The following is a 20,452-nucleotide window of genomic DNA, read 5'->3' as shown; positions in this document are numbered from 1 at the left end:
CAGCCCCTACCCCCAGGAAGATTGTTTAAGCTATAATTCAAAGCACAGAACTAGCATTAATAAAACGACCAGTTAAATCTGCTGGTGTTACATTCAACACAGTCCCTAACAAAGCATTGGTAAAACCGAACCTAATATTAGTAGCTTCCACACGGCCATTACCATCGGGATCGAGGTCTCGCTGGGAGATACCACCCTTGGCTAACAAGCTAGTGCCACCTGCTACAGTGGCGGGATCGATCAGCAACAGTCTGGGGTCATTTAGGCTATAATTTACCTGTTCAAAAGAGATATTACTGGTGGTAAATGCCGTGCTAATTCCCAGGGAATCATTAAATTTATCAAAATCCACAATTACGGCATCAGGAACTTCAAAGCCCAGGATTTTTTGTCCGGCTTGATCGACTCTCAACACAAAAACATTGCTGCCTGCACCACCTTTGTAAACATCAACATCTCTGTCACCAATTAAAGTATCATTGCCATCACCACCAACTAACAAATCAATACCTTGACCCCCACGCAACAAATCATTTCCCACGCCACCATCCAGGAAATCACTATTTCTGTCCCCGGTGAGGAAATCATTGCCAATTTCTCCTAAAATATCGTCATCACCCTTACCACCATAAATAGAATCATTACCCGCACCACCTAAGAGACTGTCTTTGTCATCGTTGCCAAAAATTCGTTCGGCATCCGATGAACCTGTAACAGTATCATTCCCGCCCAGCAGCCAAACTCCCCCAGGAAAATTAGCAACTTGTCCCGGTGTAAGTGTAATATTTTCGGGAGAATTGTCTCCTACCAAACGAGGAATGCCGGAATTATCTGGTTTAAGTGCCATAGTTGTAAACTGATTGAGATGTAATATTGAATATGTTGCAATATTCTGATTCTACAGTCCGTAAGGATTGATTCTGGAAGAATCTGACACAATTTTTAACTATTGCATCTTCGCACCTGCCAGCCGAGAATATACTAGATTGAAATAAAAGTTAAACCTTAAGCTAATGCCAATTATCTTAGTTGAAGACTTGAGCAAAATTTATCCCATCGCCATTAAAGAACCGGGACTAAAAGGAACTCTCCAACACTTTTTTAAGCGCACTTACCGCAATGTGAAAGCCGTTGAGGGAGTTTCTTTCAGTATTGAACCGGGGGAAGTTGTGGGCTTTCTGGGGGCTAATGGCGCGGGCAAAACTACGACGCTGAAAATGCTGACTGGTTTAATTTATCCGTCTACTGGTACTGTGAAAGTGTGCGATCGCATTCCATTTCGCCGCCAAGCCGATTTTTTGCAAAAAATCACCTTAGTCATGGGGCAAAAACAGCAGCTAATCTGGGATTTGCCAGTGCTAGACTCTCTGAGAATCAATGCCGCTGTCTACGGAATCCCTGAGAAAGATTATCGACTGCGAGTGGGGGAACTGACGGAGATGTTATCCCTAGAAGGCAAGTTAAATCAGGCAGTGCGAAAGCTTTCTTTGGGTGAACGAATGAAAGCGGAATTGATGGCAGCATTGTTGCACCAACCGGAGGTATTATTTTTAGATGAACCGACGTTAGGCTTAGATATAAATGCGCAGTTTAGTGTGAGAAAATTCCTGGGAGAATATAACGAACGCTATCAAGCAACGGTGCTGTTGACGAGTCACTACATGGCAGACATTACTGCTTTGTGCAAGCGAGTTTTGTTAATCCATGAAGGGCAATTAATTTATGATGGTAATTTGGATGGATTGCTAGATAGATTTGCACCTTATCGACAAGTTCAGGTAGAATTAGCCAATCCCCTGTCTCAAGATCGTGCTGCTGCTTACGGGGAGGTAGAATCTATTGAAGGACAATCGGTGCGATTTTTGGTAAAAAGGGAGGAATTGATGGTGGGGGTAGCGAAGATGTTGGCGGAGTTGGAAGTGGTGGATTTGACTGTTACCGATCCGCCCATTGAAGAGGTAATTGGGAGAGTTTTTCGCACGGGAAAAGTGTAATATTTTTGAATAAGCTCATTCTCAATAACAGGCAAGATGTCTGTTCCACCATAGTTTTTGTGGAATGGGCTTCTAGCCCGTTGCTAAGATGGACAAATTAAATCTAAAATTGACATGAAAAAATTTATCAGAATTGCTAAAACTTTGCTAACTGCCTACTACGCTTATATGCTAGAATACCGAGCAGAATTGCTGTTGTGGGCGCTGTCGGGAGTTTTGCCGTTTATCTTGATGGGTGTGTGGATGCAGGCAGCCGAAACTGGTCAATTTGGGCTGAAGTCGATCGACTTTGCCCGTTACTTTTTAGCAGCTTTTATCGTCAGACAAACAAATGTTGTATGGGTAATTTGGGATTTTGAAAAACAAGTAGTACAAGGAACTTTATCTAATAAGTTGTTGCAGCCTCTCGATCCAGTATGGCATCACTTTGCCTCTCACGTTTCGGAAAGGTTTGCGAGGCTACCCTTTGTATTCGGATTAACCCTGATATTTTTTGCGCTTTACCCGCAGTCTTTTTGGTTGCCGAGTGCTGGCAGATTTTTGCTGTTTGTGCTAGTAATTGCATTGGCTTTTTGCCTGCGATTCCTGATTCAGTATACCTTTGCACTGTTTGCTTTTTGGTTAGAACGGGCCAGTGCGATCGAACAATTCTGGTTTTTAATTTATCTATTTCTCTCTGGACTGGTTGCGCCCCTAGAAGTGTTTCCTGCACCAGTACGCGAAGTAGTTTTGTGGACTCCTTTTCCTTATTTGATTCATTTTCCTGCTGCAATTTTAATTGGATTACCTGTTGATATAGGGCGCGGTTTGTTGGTAATGTTTGCTTGGGGTGCAGTGTTTTTTGTATGGAATCGGTGGCTATGGCGACAGGGTTTGAAACAATATTCGGGAATGGGAGCTTAAATAATAATTAAAATTTGGCAAAAAGTAAGCATAGTCACTGAAAAAAAAATATGATTTTTCCTATCAGAGATACATAGAGATGATATTATGCAAAAAATCAATATATCTTGTTCATAAATTGCATAACAATTAATATCCTGTATCTATAAATACAAACTTTTCGTCAAAATTCTTATATCAATAAAAGAAGGACTGATAGAAGCGATTAAATAGATTCTAATGACAGCCAAAAAAAACCTCGTTGTAATCGGCAATGGCATGGTAGGCCACAAATTCCTAGAGTTAATGGTCAACTCAGATGCTGGGAAATACTGGAATTTAATTACTTTCTGCGAAGAACCTCGCGTCGCCTACGATCGCGTCAATCTCAGCGGTTTTTTCTCTGGAAAAACAGCGGGAGATTTATCTCTAGTTGCACCAGGATTTTATCAAGAAAATGGCATTCAAATTCACATCGGCGACAAAGCAGTTGCGATTAATCGGGAACAAAAAACAGTCTCTTCAGCAAATGGTTTAGAAGTTCCCTACGACAAAATTGTTCTCGCCACTGGTTCCTATCCATTTGTGCCGCCTATTAAAGGTAAAGAGGCTGAGGGGACTTTTGTTTATCGGACAATTGATGACTTGGAGGCGATGTCAGATTACGCTAAAAATTGCCAGGTTGGCGTAGTCATCGGTGGCGGTTTATTGGGATTAGAATGTGCCAATGCTTTGCAAAATATGGGTTTGAAAACTCATGTAGTTGAGTTTGCACCGCGACTGATGCCTGTACAGGTTGATGATGCTGGTGGTGCAATTCTTCGCAACAAAATAGAAGAGTTGGGAGTTTCGGTTCATACCAATAAGTCTACTACTGAAATTGTCAGTGAAGATGGCAAAGTTACCACAATGCTGTTTGCTGATGGTTCGGAATTAGCCACAGATATGATCGTGTTTTCTGCCGGGATTCGCCCCCGCGATGAAATTGCCAGAGGTTGTGGCATTGAAGTGGGTGAACGGGGTGGTATTGTGATTAACGATCGGTGCCAAACTTCCGATGCTGATATTTATGCGATCGGGGAATGCGCGCTTTATGACAATCGGATTTACGGCTTAGTTGCTCCCGGTTATACAATGGCTGGAGTAGCAGCGAATATTTTAAGCAGTTTAGTAGATGACGGCGCAGATGCCGGTGCCACAAGCACTTTTACTGGTGCGGATATGTCCACAAAACTTAAACTTTTGGGGGTGGATGTTGCTAGTTTTGGAGATGCTTTTGCTAAGTCTCCCGATGCTAAGGAAATTGTTGTGGCTGACACCTTCCAAGGTGTTTACAAAAAATTAGTTTTGAATCAAGATGGGAGCAGAATTTTAGGTGGAATTCTCGTGGGAGATGCTTCTGCTTACGGCACTTTGTTGCAATTTATGCAAAATGAAATTGCTCTGCCTCCCCATCCTGAAGATTTGTTGATGCCGCCACGAGCAGGCGGAGTCCTTGCTGGTTTGGGAGTGGATAGTTTGCCGGATTCTGCTCAAATTTGTTCTTGCAATAATGTCAGCAAAGGGCAGATTTGTGATGCTATTCGCGATCGCAATTTAACTGATGTTGCCAGCGTCAAGAAATGCACCCAAGCTGGTACGGGCTGTGGGGGTTGCGTACCTCTGGTGACAGATATCTTCAAGTCAGAGATGAAAAAAGCTGGGGTTGCTGTCAAAAACAACCTCTGCGAGCATTTTGAATATTCTCGCCAAGAATTGTACCATTTAGTGCGCTCTCAGGGGATTAAAACTTTTGAAGAGGCGATCGCCAAACATGGCAAAGGCAAGGGCTGCGAAATTTGCAAACCTGCGGTTGCTTCCATGCTGGCTTCTACTTGGAACGAACATATTTTAGAGAAGTCTCATGTTGGTTTGCAAGATACAAATGATTACTTTTTGGCAAATATTCAACGCGATGGTACTTATTCCGTGGTGCCACGGGTTCCGGGTGGAGAAATTACTCCCGATAAGTTGATTGTTTTGGGGGAAGTTGCCAAGGAATTTGGACTTTATACTAAGATTACTGGCGCGCAACGGATCGATTTGTTTGGGGCGCGTGTGGATCAGTTGCCGCATATTTGGCATCGGTTAATTGATGCGGGATTTGAGTCGGGACACGCTTATGGTAAGGCTTTGCGGACTGTAAAATCTTGTGTGGGTAGCACTTGGTGTCGCTTTGGGGTGCAGGATTCTACGAGTTTGGCGATCGAGGTTGAATTGCGCTATCGTGGTTTGCGATCGCCCCACAAACTAAAATCTGCTGTCTCTGGTTGCACTCGCGAATGTGCGGAAGCTCAAAGCAAGGATTTTGGGATTATTGCCACTGAAAATGGTTGGAATTTGTACGTGTGTGGCAATGGTGGCATTAAGCCACAGCACGCGGTTTTGCTGGCGACGGATATCGATAAGGAAACTTTGATTAAGTATATCGATCGCTTTTTGATTCTCTATATCCGTACTGCTGATCGCCTGGAACGCACCGCTACATGGTTTAATAAACTTGAGGGCGGGATTGAATACTTGAAACAGGTAATTATTCAGGATTCTCTGGGTATTTGTGCTGAGTTAGAAGCGCAGATGGAGCATTTGGTGAATACTTATCAATGTGAGTGGAAAACCACGATTGAAGACCCTCACAAGGTGCAACGATTCCAGCATTTTGTAAATTCTGATTTGCCAGATCCGAGTATTGTTCGTGTTGCGGAAAGGGGACAAACACGGCCACCTTATGAACATGAAAAGGCTTTGGTTGGAGTTTCGGAATAAACCCTCCCCAGCCACTCTTGGCAACGACGGGGGGATTGCCCCTACAGGTGTTTCAGGAATTTGGGCAGTCACGGGGGGCTTCTCCTAGAAGAGATTGAAACACCCTTGCTATAACCCCACTTAATCAGGCAGGGCTGTTTCATTCTCAGGAAAATCAGGCTGTTGTAGGGGTAGTTCCCCCGTGGCTACCCTCCCACTAGATAGAAGTAAATTAACAGGAAAAAAACATGATTCAATCATTATCGGTTGCCGATACAGTCACAACTTGGGTAGATGTCTGTTCCCTGGAGGCGATCGCCCCGAATACAGGAGTTTGTGCTTTAGTAGCCGACAAACAAGTGGCGATTTTTCGAGTAGGAAATGGCGATGAACTTTATGCAATCAGCAATTACGATCCGTTTAGCAAGGCTTTTGTGTTGTCGCGGGGACTTGTGGGCGATCGCCACGGCATTCTGAAAGTAGCTTCTCCCATTTACAAGCACAACTTTAGCCTAACTACTGGACAATGTTTGGACGATGAAACGGTAAAAATTCCCACTTTTGTGGTTAAAGTTGTAGGCGATCGCGTACAAGTAGCTATTGCCTAGATTTTCCCCTGTGATTATTTGAGCCAAATCCGCCACCAGCTCAGACTTTTCTGAATGGTGGCGGATTTTGCATTAAAACGATGCCGAACCAGAGGTTTTACTATAAAATACAGGTAATTTGCTCAGTAAAACCCCTTAACTAATACCATTTCCAAAAACAATGCAACAGAAGCGACAGGATGTTGACTTGAGGCCACAAAGCCGACATAATTAACTGTAGCAATAGTTTATAGAATTGGGATAGCTTGGAAATACTGGTTAATTTTCTCTATGGGAATGCCGAAGCTAGAAAGTATAAATTTTACTTTAACTTCTTAAAACCTCAAAAAAACTAGAGATTTTAATCAGGTAACGGGGAGTAGATTTCTGATTTTAAAGACAAACAAGTTTCAGGGGGGAAAGCATCGGTATGTTACAAACCAAGATGGCAGATCAAAAATTCCAGACATCGACTGAGTTAATTAATCTACAATTAAACACAGCTAAACTGAGTTTATCGGAACTAAAATCCCAAGTTTTCGATCGTCACTGGCGACAGGAATCTTGGCATGAGATTTTGGTGGAAATAGCAGCCAGCCTCGACCCAGAAACCGCCAGCGAAATCCTAGAATATTTAACAGATAAAAACGGTCAGGAGCAAAAGTTTGTCAATTTATTTTTGGCAGCAAAATGTCTTTCAAGAATTCCGGGAAAAGTAAATAAAAAAACAGAAATTAAACTGTTAAAGGCTTTAAAAAAATTATCGCAATATGGCATGGGTTTCCTGATTCTTTATCAAACAGGCCAAGAATTGCAAGAAACATATCAAATTCGTTCCCAAGCGATCGCAGCGATCGCCACAACTTGGAAAAATGACCCCCAAACTTTGCCCTGGCTCAAAATACTCGCTCACTCCAACGACAGTGGCGAAATCCGAGCTACCGCCGTAAAAGCCCTAGCCCGCGGTTGGTCAGACAATCCAGAAATTTACCTGATGCTCAAAAAGTTAGCCACATCCGATCGCAGTTGGGCCGTGCGATCGACCGCAGTCACAGAAATCGCCCTTGCTTGGCCAGACTCCAACGATATCAGACCGCTGCTGACTACGCTGGTTCTGTCCGATCGCAGCCCCGCTGTCCGCACCTGTGCACTGTATATTTTGGCCGAGAAATGGCACGATCGAACCGACACCTTACTATTACTCAGAAGCATCGCTGACACCGACGAAAATTTGGGAGTCCAAGTCGCAGCTTGGCGAGCCATAGCCTCTGCTTGGCGATCGGTTTTAGGCACTTTTTCCCTACTCAAAAACCTCGCCCACACAGGAAGTTCTACTCTACGAACAGTAGCAGTGCAGGAGTTGGCATCCGGTTGGCCCACAGCGCCCGATGTTTGTCTGCTGCTAAAAACCCTAGCTTGTGAGGATAGCAGCAAAGAAGTGCGGATAGCGGCGATCGCAGAATTGGCGGCGCGCTGGCGGGATGAACCAGAGATTTATCCGCTGCTGAGAACTCTGGCGGAGTCCGACGAAAGTTCGGCAGTCCGACTCGCGGCAGTGCAAGCAGTGGCCTCTGGCTGGCGCGACAACCCCGCAACTCTACCTTTTTTGCAAAATCTAGCTAGGGGCGATCGTGATTCCGAACTGCGAGAAATAGCCCTACAACAGATAGCCGCAGGTTGGCCAGATAGCCCCGAAACCCTGCCCCTGCTGCAACAAATAGCTGATTCCGAAGATTACTGGACTGTGCGGGAGGTAGTGGTGGAAGCCGTGGCTGCACTACCCTCTGCGAGTCTGGAAGTGTTTGTCTGGTTGCAAAATCTCGCCCAGTCGGACAGACATCTCAACGTCCGAGAAACTGCTGTGAAACAAATAGCTTCTCGCTGGTCTTATTTAGGCGACACCCTACCTTTTTTGAAAAGCCTAGTGGACTCGGAGCAAGATTCTCACCTGCTGAGTGTGCTGGTGTGTGCGATCGTGGGCGGATGGCCAGAGGACTCGGAAACCTTACCTTGGCTGAAACTTCAGCTTGATTCTGGGGATGCGGTGGTTCGCCAAGCTGCGGTGCAAGAGTTGGCTCGCCACTGGCCGGACAATCCTGAAACTTGGATGCTGTTGGAGGCTAAAGCAGAGGGCGATGAGAGTCCGGCTGTCAGACAAATGGCTTTGCAAAAGTTAGCGCGCGGTGGGACAGATGAATCGCAGATTTTTCAGTGGCTCCAGATGAGAGCTCAACATGATGAAGATTCTCAGGTGCGGGCGATCGCCCTGGTAGAGTTGATGCGGGGATGGAAAGACTCGCCGGGAATGTTTGAGTTTTTGCGCGATCGGGCCCTGAGCGATCCCTACGGTCAAAAAGGTTCTTTTCCATACAATCCCAGGTTTACAGCTTTGGAAGCCATTCTCGAACATTATCCCGAAAATTCCGGTGTTTTGCCTTTGTTGCGATCGCTTGCAATTTCCGACACCGACGAGCAAGTCCGGGCCTTGGCCAGTCTCCGGCTCAAAAGTGAAGAATGGTAGACGGAAACAATCTTTTATCTCAAATCCGGGGCGTGAGTAACCCGGATTTAGCATGAGTAGTCCCCAACTTAAAAAGCTCAAAAAGCTCAAGTTGTTGGCTTGCTTTATGAGATTTGTAATAAATAAATTCCTTGCTAGTTTTACCTGCAACACCCTTGAGATCTAGTAAAGGCTTGAATGGCAAATAATCTCCGCAATCCCCTTCGCAAAATATAACTTCTCCCTTCCTATTCTTTGCCCACACTGCCAATTTATTGTAATCAATAAGTTTGCTACCATATCTATAACCTTTACCAGCATTTTCTTTATAGGGCGGGTCAATAAACCAAGTTGCTTCTATGTCAGGAGCTAGCGTATAATCTCCGCTAATAATTTTCCAATGCTTAACTTTGAAGAGATTTTCAGCCATATATCGTTTACTAACTGCCCAATTTCTAGCTAAAACAGGAGTTACTTTAATAGTCTTGTAATGAAAAGCCATTTTCGTAGCAGCATGAATAATGTGAAGTAACTCGGAACTCTTTTCACCAACTGCTAAATCAGGTAAGTTACTAATTTTTGATGGTGTCGCCTCATCGATCAACCACTGCCAAATTTTAGAAACTTCCTCATCTCTCTCAATCAGGATAACTTCCTTCTGCCAATAATTTCCATAGAGTGAATAAGCTGCTGAACCTGCAAACGGTTCTATAATTGCATCAAAGTTAGGACCAGGGTAATGTTTTGCTATTTGCTTTTTTCTGCCGTAGTAGTAGAACATTTACTATTTATTTAAGATTTAATATATTTGAAAATTATAGTAAAAAAATAAACGATTTTTCAAGATGTTTATTCATTCCCATAACAGTGCGATCGCCAACCGTACCGCTTCCCCCATCATCGAACAACGAACTCGATCCGATGCAGTTTTTTCCCAGTGCAGCAACTGTCCCCGAAAACCAGCATCTTGCTTCGCACGCTGAACTATCGCCTGACAAATCACTTTTTTCTGAATCTGTTCAGTCGGGATACCTTGCTGCTTCAAATAATCCAACAGTCGCTGTACGCTATCTGTGAATTTATCCGGTGTCTGAGACATCAAAATAAAAGAAATTTGGCGCACCATTTTTTGATAGATTTCTTGTCTTCTCTGCAACACATCCTGTGGCGGTGGTGGCGGTGGTGGCGGTGGCGGTGGTGGCGGTGGCGGTGATGACGTAGACTGCTCATCCCCATTGGTTTGGGCAACGGCCAAGTCTAGCAAACCCAAAATTGCAGTACCCTGAGCTAAAACCTTTTTCAACATATCTGGATAAAGCTCCAAAATGCGATCGCTCAAAATCTTGCCATTCACCAAACGATTCGCACTCAACCGCAATAAATGCTGCTCCTGTGCCGACTCAAAAAAATGAACATTCAACTTCAGTTCGTAACTCTCCAACTCCAGCCGTATCAACGTAAAAATCAAAGCATTCCAATTAGGAGATTCAGCAAAATAAACCTCAAAAATTGAACTTTCATCTTGATGGTGCTTCCCAAATTCTCCCAACTCAAAATCCCGATCCACCGGAAAACGATTACCCGGAACTTTCGCAGCATAATCAAACTGATTAAAAACATATCGGCAGTCAACCTTAGACAAATCAACATCTTGAACTTGCCAATTTTGAATACAACAACCAGTAAGCTGCGCCCCCTCCAGATTCGTCCGAATCAAACGGCACTCGATCAAAAAAGCATCTCTTAAATCCGCCTCCGCCAACATCGTATCCATCAAATAAGCACCACTCAAATCAGCCTTCCGCAAATCAGCATTACGCAAATTAGCTTCACTCAAATCAGCCCGCAGCAAATACACTTGTTGCAAGTTAGTTCGCAGCAAATGTGCCTTTTTAAAACTAGCCTTCAACAGATAAGCACCGGAAAAATTAGCTCTACTCAAATCAGCATTATCCAGCACCGCTTCCGTTAAATCAGCCCCAGCCAGGATAGCCCGGTGCAAGTCAGCTTCACTTAGATTAGCCGATCGCATTTGAGCACCATTGAGATCGGCTTCAATCAGATTTACACCCCTTAAGATTGCCGCTCGCAAATTCGCTTCAACCAAGTGAGCTTCCCGCAAATTAGCACCAGTTAAATTAGCACCAACAAGACTAGCGCGGTTGAGATTTGCCTCCATCAATTCCGCCCCAATTAACTTAGCCCCGTCGAGTTTAGCCCTTTCCAAATTAATTTGGTCTGATTTCACATAGCTCAAATCCGCCCCGCCCAAATCCGCCTCTTGTAGCACCACCCAATTCATGTCTGCACCTTCGAGACAACACAAACGCAAATCCGCTTTCGCAAAATTTGCGCCGCTCAAATTAGACTTACTCAGATTCGCCCCTGTGATTACCGCACTGCGGAGATCCGCGCGCCGTAAACAAGCCCCAATTAACTTAGCATTACTCAAATTTGACCAGCTTAAATTAGCACCAGTCAAATTAGCACCAGTCAGGTCTATTTCTTTCAGGTTGACACCGCTTAAACTAGCACCACTGAGGTCAATGTGAGCAAAGTTCCGCTCTCCCTGTTGATAGCGCTGTAAAAATTCATGTATTTGCATTCGGCAGATTTGTGGGCTAGCAATGAAGGCGTTGTATTACCAGCTTTACCAAAAAGCTGGGTTTAAAGCCCCGTCCTTAGAGGACGGCTTTAATTTAAGTGTAAAGATTTCTTGCAATCCGTAAGTTTATAGCCACAATTGCTCGTAAGCATGATAAAATCCTCCCATGATTGTACTAGAGTTCAAATTAAAAGGCAAGCCACAGCAATACCGGGTCATTGACGAAATGATTCGCACAGCTCAGTTTGTCCGAAACAAGGCTCTCAGATACTGGATCGACAATCAGGGAGTTAAATTATCAGACCTGTACAAACAATGCGCCATCATGGCGAAAGAGTTTGAATGGGCGGGTAAACTTAACTCAATGGCGCGTCAGGCTTCTGCCGAACGTGCCATTTTTGCTATTCAACGTTTCTTCGCTAATTGTAAAGCTAAAAAGCCAGGGAAAAAGGGATATCCGCAATTCAAAACGCATACCCGTTCCGTAGAATACAAGACATCAGGCTGGGCGCTTTCCACCGACAAAAGATCTCTGACTTTCACGGATGGTTTTGCTGCTGGGAAGTTTAAGTTAATTGGCTCTCGTGATTTGCATTTCTATGCGCCCAACGAAATCAAGCGAGTCAGAGTAATTCATCGTGCCGACGGTTACTATGCTCAGTTCTGTATCAACGTAGAACGAACAGAGGAATTAGTTCCTACGGGTAAAGCCATTGGCATAGATGTAGGGTTAAACCATTTCTTGACCGATAGCGATGGGGAAAAAGTCCCAAATCCCCGGCATCTTCGTCAAAGTGAAAGAGCTTTAAAACGGTTGCAGAAACGAGTTTCTCGGAAAAAGAAAGGTTCTGGCAATCGCAAGAAAGCCATCAATAAGTTAGGTAGAAAACACTTGAAGGTCAGCAGGCAGCGTAAAGACTTCGCCATCAAAACGGCGTTGTGCGTAGTGAAATCTAGCGATTTCGTAGCCCATGAAGACCTTCAAGTAAGAAACATGGTGAAGAACCACAAGCTTGCTAAATCAATTAGCTCAGCAGCATGGTCACAGTTTGCTCAATGGTTGCAATATTTTGGCAAAGTGTACGGTAAAACAGTGGTTGCTGTAGCGCCTCAATACACTTCCCAAGATTGTTCAAATTGTGGGAATCGCGTTCTCAAATCCCTGTCCGTTAGAACTCATGTTTGCAGTTGCGGTGCGGTATTAGACCGCGACCACAATGCAGCTTTGAATGTTTTGGCTAAAGGATTGAAACAGGCAGGAATTAATTTAAATACGGCGGGGCACGCCGGAATTAACGCTTGGGGACAGATCGACCTCTACTCGTTGGTGGTGACATCAACGGGCAAGTTGACTGGTTGAGCCAAGAATCCCCGCGCGTTCACGCGCCCGGAGTGTCAAAGAGCTAGTACCTAGCTAGCTATTAAACAGAAAGCTAAAGTCCAGCTAGGGAAACATCATGCAAAAATAGCAAACCTGAGAAAAAACACTCTGCATCAAATCACTACTTACTTATGCAAAAACCACGCAAGGATAGTAGTAGAAGATTTGAAGGTCAGTGGGATGCTAAAGAATCACAAGCTAGCGCAGGTAATAGCTGACTGTGGATTCCATGAATTCAAACGTCAGTTAGAATACAAGGCTAAAAAGTTTGGTTGTGAAATAATCATTGCTGATCGTTGGTTTCCGTCAACCAAAACCTGTTCAAATTGCGGACATATACAAGATATGCCACTAAAAGAAAGGACTTACAACTGTGGAAGTTGCGGTCATGGGATGGACAGGGATTTGAATGCAGCCATTAATTTATCGCGGTTGGCTAAACCGTGAAAGCTTGCCCAGGGATAGCCGCTCCCATGCTCCCAATGAAGCAAGAAGCAAATGTCTAGACTTGTCTAGGATTTGTCTAGCAGAAAGCGCTGCAATTCCTGCTGTAAATATTGGCACCATTTAGTCGCTAGAGGAATTTCTGTAAAGGGAACCTGGACAGCAGCAGCATCTTTAGTATCTTTTAACAAAAATTCTAGGAATATCGGACTTCCAGCACTAGGCGGATTTTCTAAATCTACCACAGAGCCGTTAACTAAAAGTTGCAGCGACTGCACATTTTTCAAGGAAAAAGTTTGCAAGTTCACAGGTCCACTGCGAGTAGGCTTTCCCCAGGTTAAACAATCTTCTTGCTGACCGAGTACAGCATAAATATCGTACTTTGCCCGATCGAACTTTTCGGCCCACACACGATAGGCTTCCAGTTTTTGATACTCGTTCCATCCAGCCCAAGCCAGAAAAATAAAAATTGCTAGCAGTGGCAGCCACATTAAACCTCTTTCCATATTAATTGATTGTTGATTGTTGATTGTTGATTATTGACTGTTGACGGTTGATTGTTGATTGTTGACTGTTGATTGTTGATTGTTGATTGTTGATTGTTGACTAACAACCTATTAAATTGGGATTAACCATAACCAATAACTATTAACCAATAACTATTAACCAATAACTATTAACTAATAACTATTAACTAATAACTATTAACTATTAAGGTGACGTGCTCTGCGGGGGGGGTGGCAGTTCAGGTGAGGGTGAGGGAAGCTCCGACGGAGTAGCAGAGGGACTTTCCGGCGGTGGCGGAACTTGACCCGGTACTGGTTCGGAATTTTGGAGGCTTCGCACCCACAAACCTAAACCACCGCAAACCAACACGATCGCCAACAGTCCCAGCAGCGGGAGCAAACGCTGCAATCCTGGTTGTTTTTGAGCCGGTTCCTCGGCGGGGGCAGTTTCTGGGTACAGCAACTGTTTGGAGGATTCGGAAAGTTGAGACTGAGGCTGTGTCTGAGGCATCGAGAGTGATTTCTTCAATGACACCGAACCCGACATGGGCTTTGACATCTGCAATGACACCGACGGCGACATCGGTGCTGACTCCTCAGTCGGTTGAAATAAGATCAATTTCTCCGGCGACATCCGACAGTGAGTCATGACTACAGAAGTGTTGTCATAACCGTTTTTCTCATTTCCCAGGTTAATCAGATACTCAACGGCCACCTCCAAAGACATTTCGCCCTTAAGTACCGCAGGGCCATAACTCTCCCAAGATTGCTCCACCCAGTCATTGTCGCTTAAACCGTCGGAACATAGCAGCAACAAACCTTCATCTTCCACAATAAATCGCTGAATCGTGGGTTGCAGGAAATCGCCGTCCCGCGTGCCCAAGGCTTGAGTCAGAGCTCCTGCATCGCTTCGCCTTTGACTTTCCCAATACAAACTATGTCCCAGTCGCACTTCCCTAGAAGCCACATCGTCATCCACAGTCAGCCGCTGGCAAGAATTTTCTGCGATCCAATAGGCGCGACTATCTCCCACATTCACCAAATAGAGCTCGTGGCCGTTATTCGATCGCACATCCTCCGAAACAACCTTAATTTTTTGAGGTAACTGGAGAGCCATCACCAAAGTTGTCCCCATCCGCTCCCGTAACTCCTTTCCCTGCTCGTTATTCTGAGCGGAAATCACATTATTGACAACTCTCACAATCTCTTGAAGTTGTTTTGTGACCATTGTCGGTATCATCAACTCATCTTGTTCAGCGATTTCTGCCATGAAATTTTGAATCAAAGCTTTCAGAGACTGCACCGCTAATTGACTGGCAACTTCTCCACCTTCGTGACCTCCAACCCCATCGCAAACTATGGTCAAATAAGGAAGCAATTTGTCACTTCCAGAAATTTTGCTAAATTTAAAATCCGCAGCATTCGGATAGCAACTATCTTCATTTTGAGAACGTTGAGGTCCGGTATCCGTCATACCAAACACATCTAAATGTAAAGGTAATTGGGCGGCTTGTTCTAACAGTAAATCATTGAGTTCGAGGACGATCGCCTCAAAATTCATGCTGCTGCGGCGCATAAACCGACAAATTTCTCCCAGTCTCGACTTTACCTGGGGTTGAGCCGATTCCACCAACCCAGACCACACATCTCCCAAATCCCGCAAAGTCGGCACAAAATTGCCCTGATGCAGTTCCAGCAACCGCACCCGCCAGCCTTCCACCCGTAAATTTTCCGGTACTAGCAAACTAGAAGCCACTCCCTGTTCCGATAATGGTGTCCACAGTTGCAGCATTTGCCAAAGCCAATAAACTTGTCGCACAGCGCTAGTTTTCGACCAAGCTTCTAAGATAGAAGGATATAGGCGACCAAAAGTGGTGATGGGTACATTTTCGAGCAAGAGTACATCGAAGGTTTGGGCTGCTTCTGCCAGTTGAAAAAAACCGTATACTTCAGGTATATGCAGCCTTTGGGGATATAAGTGGAGGTAAGGCATAATTGCATCCGGCAGTTCTTCTGGGACACTAGGAAGCAAATCGGGACGGCTATCGAGCCATATTTGGGGCGCGATCGCCAAATAGCGATCGCCGATCACCTTACCCTGCGGCACTTCCTCCACATCTGGTCCCACCGCCCACAAATGTCGATAAATTAGAGGTGTGGAGCAAGCTGCACAGTGCTGTCGCCCAAAGGTATTGCGGGGTTCGGGACAGGCAAGATTCGGGCAATAAATGGATTCGGAGAAAGTGTTCATCATATCGGGTAGTTTGTGTAAAAACATTCTGAAGATATATAGTTCCCTCGCCGCTTATAAAAACCTAGGGAAACCAGGGTAAGCTCTGCGGTATAAGCTTTAAACGTTCTTTCTTAGCGCTTACGCTTCCTCGGCATCGAGGTTGACCAAGAAACTCCAGTTAGAAACACTATTTTCTAGAAACTTGATTCACAGGCTTGGGAGTAAATTGCACGGCAATCACCCACTTTCCGTTTTTACGGTAGAAATGCCAGGTCTTAGCCCCGCATTCTGGTAGTCTATTTATGTTGCGATTGAAATCACCAACTTCGGAAGATACAGCTTTCCCGAATCGTGACTCTAAGCATTTGGGAACTCTAAAAGTTATTCTGCTCCCATTCCACTGGGAGACTTGATTGCCAAAAAACTCGTCTTTAGAGCCGACGACAAAAATATCACCGTGAGGGACGAAGACTTTGATTGGCTTGACTCTTAAGTGTTTTAGTCTATTCGTTAACAGGGTCAGTCTACGCTTTTTATTGTGTATTTGAAAGCGTAAACTCTGCCAATTGGTAGATTTGTATTGGAGCGAGCAAGCTATGGGAAAATTACAACCTGTCTTTGAATTATGCCATTTTTTATTGGCATAAAATTTACGGGCTAATGCCAACTTACGTTCGGCTTTCTTGAGCCATGCACTAATGGATTTAATCTTGATTTCAAGAGTCTTTATGTGTAAAACTCTGTGTTCTTTAGCGCCGGCTACACGACATGAGGCCGCACTAATTACGCCATTTGCATGGCGCTTATTGATGCTGTAGGTTTGCTGTAAGTGTGTGTTCCAGTCGGACTTGTTGCATTCTGTATTTAAAAGTAAGTGGTTGACTGTTTCAATACTTGCCGCCCTGAAAATTGGGGCGTAAGCTTCTAAGAACATCTCGAAATCTGTAAATCCAAGTTCGTTGAGTTCATCTGCTGGCGTGAGCAAGCCTTTACAATAAGTTAAGGTAGCCATTGATTCGACCTCTCAATGTGGTTGCATCCTAGTATATTAATCGCTTCGCGCAGGATTTGCAAGTTTTTCAATGAGTTTCTTTTATTTCCGAAACGTCGCTGGCGAGGTCTTTTTCAAAGGTTGCACCTTCTCTTTCGATCGAAATCACCAACGCTAATTAGTCTGTTGGTCAATTTACCGAGAATTTAGTAACTAAAACTTAGGCAAATCTAGGTAAAATGTCAACTGCTGTGAACCCCTATCACTTTCTTAATTCCTAGAAATTGTCATTTCCACCACGGTCGATCGGCTAAAATTGTAATCTAAGTTACTAAAACTGGTATTCAGGGCGATCGAAGGCTCAGTCTGGCGATCGCCCCATCAAGTTCATCCAGCTACCTCCAAAATCTAGCAACGATTGGAAATTCGCCAACCTTTACGGAGTTAGTCTTTCGCCATTCTGTAATCCTTTAATTCATCAATCAAAAATACTATTACCCCAACTCTTGTTATGCTGTGGAATCCTACGCTATTTTGGCTGATATCTGGGGCATTGCTCTGTTTAGCAGAACTATTTCTCCCCACTGCTTTTGTAGCTTTCATGATGGGACTTAGCGCCTTCGTCGTAGCTGCAATTTCTTTAGCTTTACATTACGTTAATTTACAAATATTCCTGTGGATGCTCTTTTCGGTAGTTTTTGTGCTAACTACCAGGCGTTTGATACCAAAAGGCAAGACAAGGGCGATCGAAGATGACAAAGAAGCCAAAACTTTAACAGAAATTCCCCCCGGAGAAGCGGGACGAGTAATTTATGAAGGCAATTCTTGGCGAGCACGTTGTGAAGATTGCGACACCGCTATTCCTCCTAACCAAAATGTAATTGTAGTCGGACGGAAAGGCACTACTCTGATAGTAGTTCCAGAAAATTTGCTGAATTCCTAAAAAAATGCCAAATGGTTCATGGTTCATGGGGAATCGGGAATGGGGAATGGGGAATTGGTAGTTGGGAATGGGGAATTGTTGATGCGGCAATCCCCCCCCTGCCCCCCCAAGGGGGGAAGGAATGGGGAATGAAAGTCAACACTCAAAAATTATGAGGAGTCCACTGTGGAACAATTGTTTTTGTTTGTATTTTTAGCATTAGGCGGCTCTGCCCTCGCAGGTTCCGTCAAGATTATCAATCAGGGTAATGAAGCCTTGGTAGAAACTCTCGGTAAATACAGTGGGAAGAAACTAGAACCGGGTTTGAATTTTGTAACTCCGTTTCTCGATCGAGTAGTTTACGAACAAACTATCCGCGAAAAAGTCTTAGACATTCCTCCCCAAGCTTGTATCACTCGCGACAACGTTTCCTTCACTGTGGATGCTGTGGTTTACTGGCGGATTGTGGACTTGGAAAAAGCCTGTTACAAAGTCGAAAATCTTCAGTCAGCAATGGTTAATATGGTTCTGACTCAAATTCGGGCGGAAATGGGTCAACTAGACCTTGAAGAAACCTTTACAGCTCGTTCTCAAATTAATGAAATCTTGCTCAGGGATTTAGACATTGTTACCGATCCTTGGGGAGTGAAAGTGACGCGGGTAGAATTGCGCGACATTATCCCTTCTAAAACTGTACAGGAATCCATGGAATTGCAGATGGCAGCCGATCGCCGTAAACGGGCGGCAATTCTGACATCGGAAGGGGAACGGGAGTCGGCAGTTAACAGCGCCAAAGGTAAAGCCGAAGCCCAAGTTTTGGATGCAGAAGCGCGCCAAAAAGCGACTATTTTGGAAGCAGAAGCTCAACAAAAGGCGATCGTCCTGAAAGCTCAAGCAGAACGCCAAAGTCAGGTTTTGAAAGCTCAAGCTACTTCTGAGGCTTTACAAATTATCGGTAAAACTCTACAAAACGATCCCAATGCTCGCGAAGCTTTACAATTTTTGTTAGCTCAAAACTATCTCGATATGGGCTTAAAAATTGGCAGCAGCGACAGCAGTAAGGTGATGTTTATGGACCCGCGGAGCATTCCCGCTACCCTGGAAGGAATGCGATCGATTGTTGGGGAAGGTAGTAGTAATGAGGTAAAAAAATAGTCTGAAAATTGATAGTTTGTAGTAGGTTTAACTGGTTCCCCGGAAGAGCCTGGGAACCAATGCCTAGAGGCTCTGCCTCGCTTTCCCCAGAAGAGCCTGGGAACCAATGCCTAGAGGCTCTGCCTCGCTTTCCCCGGAAGAGCCTGGGAACCAATGCCTAGAGGCTCTGCCTCGCTTCTTAGCACAAAAATTGGAGGCAGAGCCTCCGGATATGCGTTACCAGGCAGAGCCTGGGAACGAGTAATTGCCAATTACCAATTACCAAATTTAAGATTGTTGAGCGAGAGTACATCGATCGCACAATCCGAAAAATTCCAAAGTGTGATAATAAATCTTAAAAGAATGAGATTGCTGCAATTGGCTTTCTAAGTGGTGAACCGGACATTCATCGATCGGAATTGAGGCGCCACATTCCAGACAAGTTAAATGATGTTGATCTTGGTGGGCGGCACCGTAAAGAGACTCGCCACTAGCAAGAGTTCTGACGTGAACGAACCCCTCTCGCTTTAAACCGTCGAGGGAGCGATAAACGGTTGCTAAGCCCATGCTTTGGTCGCTGTTACGGAGTTCTAAGTATATATCCTGCGCTGAGAGCGATCGATTCAAGTGCTTGAGCAAGTGTAAAATACGCTCCTGACTACGGGTGCGGTTGGTTCTCATAATTTTTTTGTGTAATCTGCTGGAATCAAATCTATCGCTGTTTCTAGGCTAGCTTACTTGGGGGAAAGGGCGATCGAGCAATAGCCACCTAGTTGTAGGATAAAATAGCTCTAACTTTCGCATCACCTACACATTGCTGTGACTCAAAAATATTTTGCCCAAATTTATGTTACCCTCCGCCCTTCGGTTTTAGACCCCGCAGGCACTGCTGTTCAGTCTGGTTTGCAACACATGGGATACGACAATTTTGAGCGCGTGCGAATCGGGAAATACGTTGAAGTGACTCTGACTGCTGCTGGCGAGTCGGAGGCGCGCGAACAACTCGATCGCATTTGCGACCAACTTTTGGCCAATCCAGTGATTGAAAACTATTCCGTTGAATTGACTGAAGCTCCTGCGGTAGTGGAGACTGTGGGGGCTTAAAGTGCGATCGACCGTAGGGTATGTTTTTCAACCCGGAGACCCCCCTAGCCCCCCTTGGTAAGGGGGGGACAAGAGAGTTCTCAAAGTCTGCCTTAAAAAGCGGAGACAAGAGCATTCAAAGTCTCTGTTAAAAACACAAGAACTCGGAACACTCAAAGTCCCCCTTATTAAGGGGGATTTAGGGGGATCGAGACTTCGATACCAACCAAGGTACTATCTGTTTTCTATCTAATTTCGATCCCCCCTAGCCCCCCTTGGTAAGGGGGGGACAAGAGAGTTCTCAAAGTCTGCCTTAAAAAGCGGAGACAAGAGCATTCAAAGTCTCTGTTAAAAACACAAGAACTCGGAACACTCAAAGTCCCCCTTATTAAGGGGGATTTAGGGG

General features: G+C 44.7%; 17 protein-coding genes. 10 read left to right on the top strand and 7 right to left on the bottom strand.

The genetic code is table 11. The features are described from left to right. Positions 1-37: 37 nt before the first annotated feature. A complete protein-coding gene (locus tag AAFP11_RS09615) occupies positions 38-847 on the bottom strand; it encodes a calcium-binding protein (RefSeq protein WP_341736848.1) in 810 nt (269 codons plus the stop codon). A 166-nt stretch (positions 848-1,013) separates the two neighbouring features. Between AAFP11_RS09615 and AAFP11_RS09610 the strand changes: the two genes are divergently transcribed. From AAFP11_RS09610 to AAFP11_RS09590, 5 genes are all read left to right on the top strand, one after another. Beyond that, positions 1,014-1,994, top strand: coding sequence for an ATP-binding cassette domain-containing protein (locus AAFP11_RS09610; RefSeq protein WP_341736847.1), 981 nt, complete (start codon positions 1,014-1,016; stop codon positions 1,992-1,994). A 114-nt stretch (positions 1,995-2,108) separates the two neighbouring features. Next, positions 2,109-2,897 carry an ABC-2 family transporter protein gene (locus AAFP11_RS09605; protein ID WP_341736846.1) on the top strand — a complete coding sequence of 263 codons (789 nt, stop codon included), beginning with the start codon at positions 2,109-2,111 and terminating at the stop codon, positions 2,895-2,897. Positions 2,898-3,116: 219 nt separating this feature from the next. Continuing rightward, positions 3,117-5,681 (top strand): nitrite reductase large subunit NirB, encoded by a 2,565-nt coding sequence (gene nirB / locus AAFP11_RS09600; RefSeq protein WP_341736845.1) that lies wholly within the window; start codon positions 3,117-3,119, stop codon positions 5,679-5,681. 227 nt (positions 5,682-5,908) lie between these two features. Next, positions 5,909-6,268 carry a nitrite reductase small subunit NirD gene (nirD, locus tag AAFP11_RS09595; protein WP_341736844.1) on the top strand — a complete coding sequence of 120 codons (360 nt, stop codon included), beginning with the start codon at positions 5,909-5,911 and terminating at the stop codon, positions 6,266-6,268. Between the two features lie 409 nt (positions 6,269-6,677). After that, positions 6,678-8,768: a HEAT repeat domain-containing protein gene (locus tag AAFP11_RS09590; RefSeq protein WP_341736843.1), complete on the top strand. Its 2,091-nt coding sequence runs from the start codon at positions 6,678-6,680 to the stop codon at positions 8,766-8,768. A 19-nt stretch (positions 8,769-8,787) separates the two neighbouring features. On the opposite strand, the gene AAFP11_RS09585 is transcribed toward AAFP11_RS09590, so the two are convergent. Both AAFP11_RS09585 and AAFP11_RS09580 read right to left on the bottom strand, forming a co-directional pair. Then, positions 8,788-9,528, bottom strand: coding sequence for a hypothetical protein (locus tag AAFP11_RS09585; RefSeq protein WP_341736842.1), 741 nt, complete (start codon positions 9,526-9,528; stop codon positions 8,788-8,790). Between the two features lie 72 nt (positions 9,529-9,600). Next, positions 9,601-11,352, bottom strand: coding sequence for a pentapeptide repeat-containing protein (locus AAFP11_RS09580; RefSeq protein WP_341736841.1), 1,752 nt, complete (start codon positions 11,350-11,352; stop codon positions 9,601-9,603). A 166-nt stretch (positions 11,353-11,518) separates the two neighbouring features. Between AAFP11_RS09580 and AAFP11_RS09575 the strand changes: the two genes are divergently transcribed. Next, complete coding sequence (locus AAFP11_RS09575) at positions 11,519-12,712, top strand: transposase (RefSeq protein ID WP_341736840.1); 1,194 nt, start codon at positions 11,519-11,521, stop codon at positions 12,710-12,712. Positions 12,713-13,245: 533 nt separating this feature from the next. On the opposite strand, the gene AAFP11_RS09570 is transcribed toward AAFP11_RS09575, so the two are convergent. From AAFP11_RS09570 to AAFP11_RS09560, 3 genes are all read right to left on the bottom strand, one after another. Beyond that, a complete protein-coding gene (locus tag AAFP11_RS09570) occupies positions 13,246-13,683 on the bottom strand; it encodes a hypothetical protein (protein ID WP_341736839.1) in 438 nt (145 codons plus the stop codon). A 205-nt stretch (positions 13,684-13,888) separates the two neighbouring features. Further along, entirely contained in the window at positions 13,889-15,937 is a 2,049-nt protein-coding gene (locus tag AAFP11_RS09565) for a protein phosphatase 2C domain-containing protein (RefSeq protein WP_341736838.1), read from the bottom strand. A gap of 166 nt (positions 15,938-16,103) precedes the next feature. Next, positions 16,104-16,928, bottom strand: a complete 825-nt coding sequence (locus AAFP11_RS09560) for a hypothetical protein (protein ID WP_341736837.1) — start codon at positions 16,926-16,928, stop codon at positions 16,104-16,106. Positions 16,929-17,418: 490 nt separating this feature from the next. Between AAFP11_RS09560 and AAFP11_RS09555 the strand changes: the two genes are divergently transcribed. The 3 genes from AAFP11_RS09555 to AAFP11_RS09545 are packed head-to-tail and all read left to right on the top strand — an operon-like array spanning position 17,419 to position 18,984. Then, positions 17,419-17,850: an NfeD family protein gene (locus tag AAFP11_RS09555; RefSeq protein ID WP_341736836.1), complete on the top strand. Its 432-nt coding sequence runs from the start codon at positions 17,419-17,421 to the stop codon at positions 17,848-17,850. 11 nt (positions 17,851-17,861) lie between these two features. Continuing rightward, positions 17,862-18,005, top strand: a complete 144-nt coding sequence (locus AAFP11_RS09550) for a hypothetical protein (RefSeq protein WP_341736835.1) — start codon at positions 17,862-17,864, stop codon at positions 18,003-18,005. A 10-nt stretch (positions 18,006-18,015) separates the two neighbouring features. Beyond that, the gene (locus tag AAFP11_RS09545) at positions 18,016-18,984 is read left to right on the top strand and encodes an SPFH domain-containing protein (RefSeq protein WP_341731645.1); all 969 of its coding nucleotides are present in this window, start codon (positions 18,016-18,018) and stop codon (positions 18,982-18,984) included. Between the two features lie 267 nt (positions 18,985-19,251). Here AAFP11_RS09545 and AAFP11_RS09540 read toward each other — a convergent pair whose 3' ends face one another. Further along, the gene (locus AAFP11_RS09540; RefSeq protein ID WP_341736834.1) at positions 19,252-19,644 is read right to left on the bottom strand and encodes a Fur family transcriptional regulator; all 393 of its coding nucleotides are present in this window, start codon (positions 19,642-19,644) and stop codon (positions 19,252-19,254) included. Between the two features lie 138 nt (positions 19,645-19,782). Between AAFP11_RS09540 and purS the strand changes: the two genes are divergently transcribed. After that, positions 19,783-20,067: a phosphoribosylformylglycinamidine synthase subunit PurS gene (gene purS / locus AAFP11_RS09535; protein ID WP_341736833.1), complete on the top strand. Its 285-nt coding sequence runs from the start codon at positions 19,783-19,785 to the stop codon at positions 20,065-20,067. The last annotated feature ends 385 nt before the right edge of the window (positions 20,068-20,452 follow it).

It is taken from the genome of Microcoleus sp. CAWBG640, from assembly GCF_020883015.1.
Classification (GTDB): Bacteria; Cyanobacteriota; Cyanobacteriia; order Cyanobacteriales; family Microcoleaceae; genus Microcoleus; species Microcoleus anatoxicus.
Note: the sequence above shows the minus strand (reverse complement) of the source record. Positions and strands in the feature narration are given on the sequence as shown.

Excerpts from the sequence above, each read along its gene's own strand:
- AAFP11_RS09560 (WP_341736837.1), bottom strand. The coding sequence starts at position 16,928 with ATGGCTACCTTAACTTATTGTAAAGGCTTGCTCACGCCAGCAGATGAA.
- nirB (WP_341736845.1), top strand. The coding sequence starts at position 3,117 with ATGACAGCCAAAAAAAACCTCGTTGTAATCGGCAATGGCATGGTAGGC.
- AAFP11_RS09565 (WP_341736838.1), bottom strand. The coding sequence starts at position 15,937 with ATGATGAACACTTTCTCCGAATCCATTTATTGCCCGAATCTTGCCTGT.
- AAFP11_RS09570 (WP_341736839.1), bottom strand. The coding sequence starts at position 13,683 with ATGGAAAGAGGTTTAATGTGGCTGCCACTGCTAGCAATTTTTATTTTT.
- AAFP11_RS09605 (WP_341736846.1), top strand. The coding sequence starts at position 2,109 with ATGAAAAAATTTATCAGAATTGCTAAAACTTTGCTAACTGCCTACTAC.
- AAFP11_RS09540 (WP_341736834.1), bottom strand. The coding sequence starts at position 19,644 with ATGAGAACCAACCGCACCCGTAGTCAGGAGCGTATTTTACACTTGCTC.
- AAFP11_RS09585 (WP_341736842.1), bottom strand. The coding sequence starts at position 9,528 with ATGTTCTACTACTACGGCAGAAAAAAGCAAATAGCAAAACATTACCCT.
- AAFP11_RS09555 (WP_341736836.1), top strand. The coding sequence starts at position 17,419 with ATGCTGTGGAATCCTACGCTATTTTGGCTGATATCTGGGGCATTGCTC.
- nirD (WP_341736844.1), top strand. The coding sequence starts at position 5,909 with ATGATTCAATCATTATCGGTTGCCGATACAGTCACAACTTGGGTAGAT.
- AAFP11_RS09580 (WP_341736841.1), bottom strand. The coding sequence starts at position 11,352 with ATGCAAATACATGAATTTTTACAGCGCTATCAACAGGGAGAGCGGAAC.
- AAFP11_RS09550 (WP_341736835.1), top strand. The coding sequence starts at position 17,862 with ATGGTTCATGGTTCATGGGGAATCGGGAATGGGGAATGGGGAATTGGT.
- AAFP11_RS09590 (WP_341736843.1), top strand. The coding sequence starts at position 6,678 with ATGTTACAAACCAAGATGGCAGATCAAAAATTCCAGACATCGACTGAG.
- AAFP11_RS09610 (WP_341736847.1), top strand. The coding sequence starts at position 1,014 with ATGCCAATTATCTTAGTTGAAGACTTGAGCAAAATTTATCCCATCGCC.
- AAFP11_RS09575 (WP_341736840.1), top strand. The coding sequence starts at position 11,519 with ATGATTGTACTAGAGTTCAAATTAAAAGGCAAGCCACAGCAATACCGG.
- AAFP11_RS09615 (WP_341736848.1), bottom strand. The coding sequence starts at position 847 with ATGGCACTTAAACCAGATAATTCCGGCATTCCTCGTTTGGTAGGAGAC.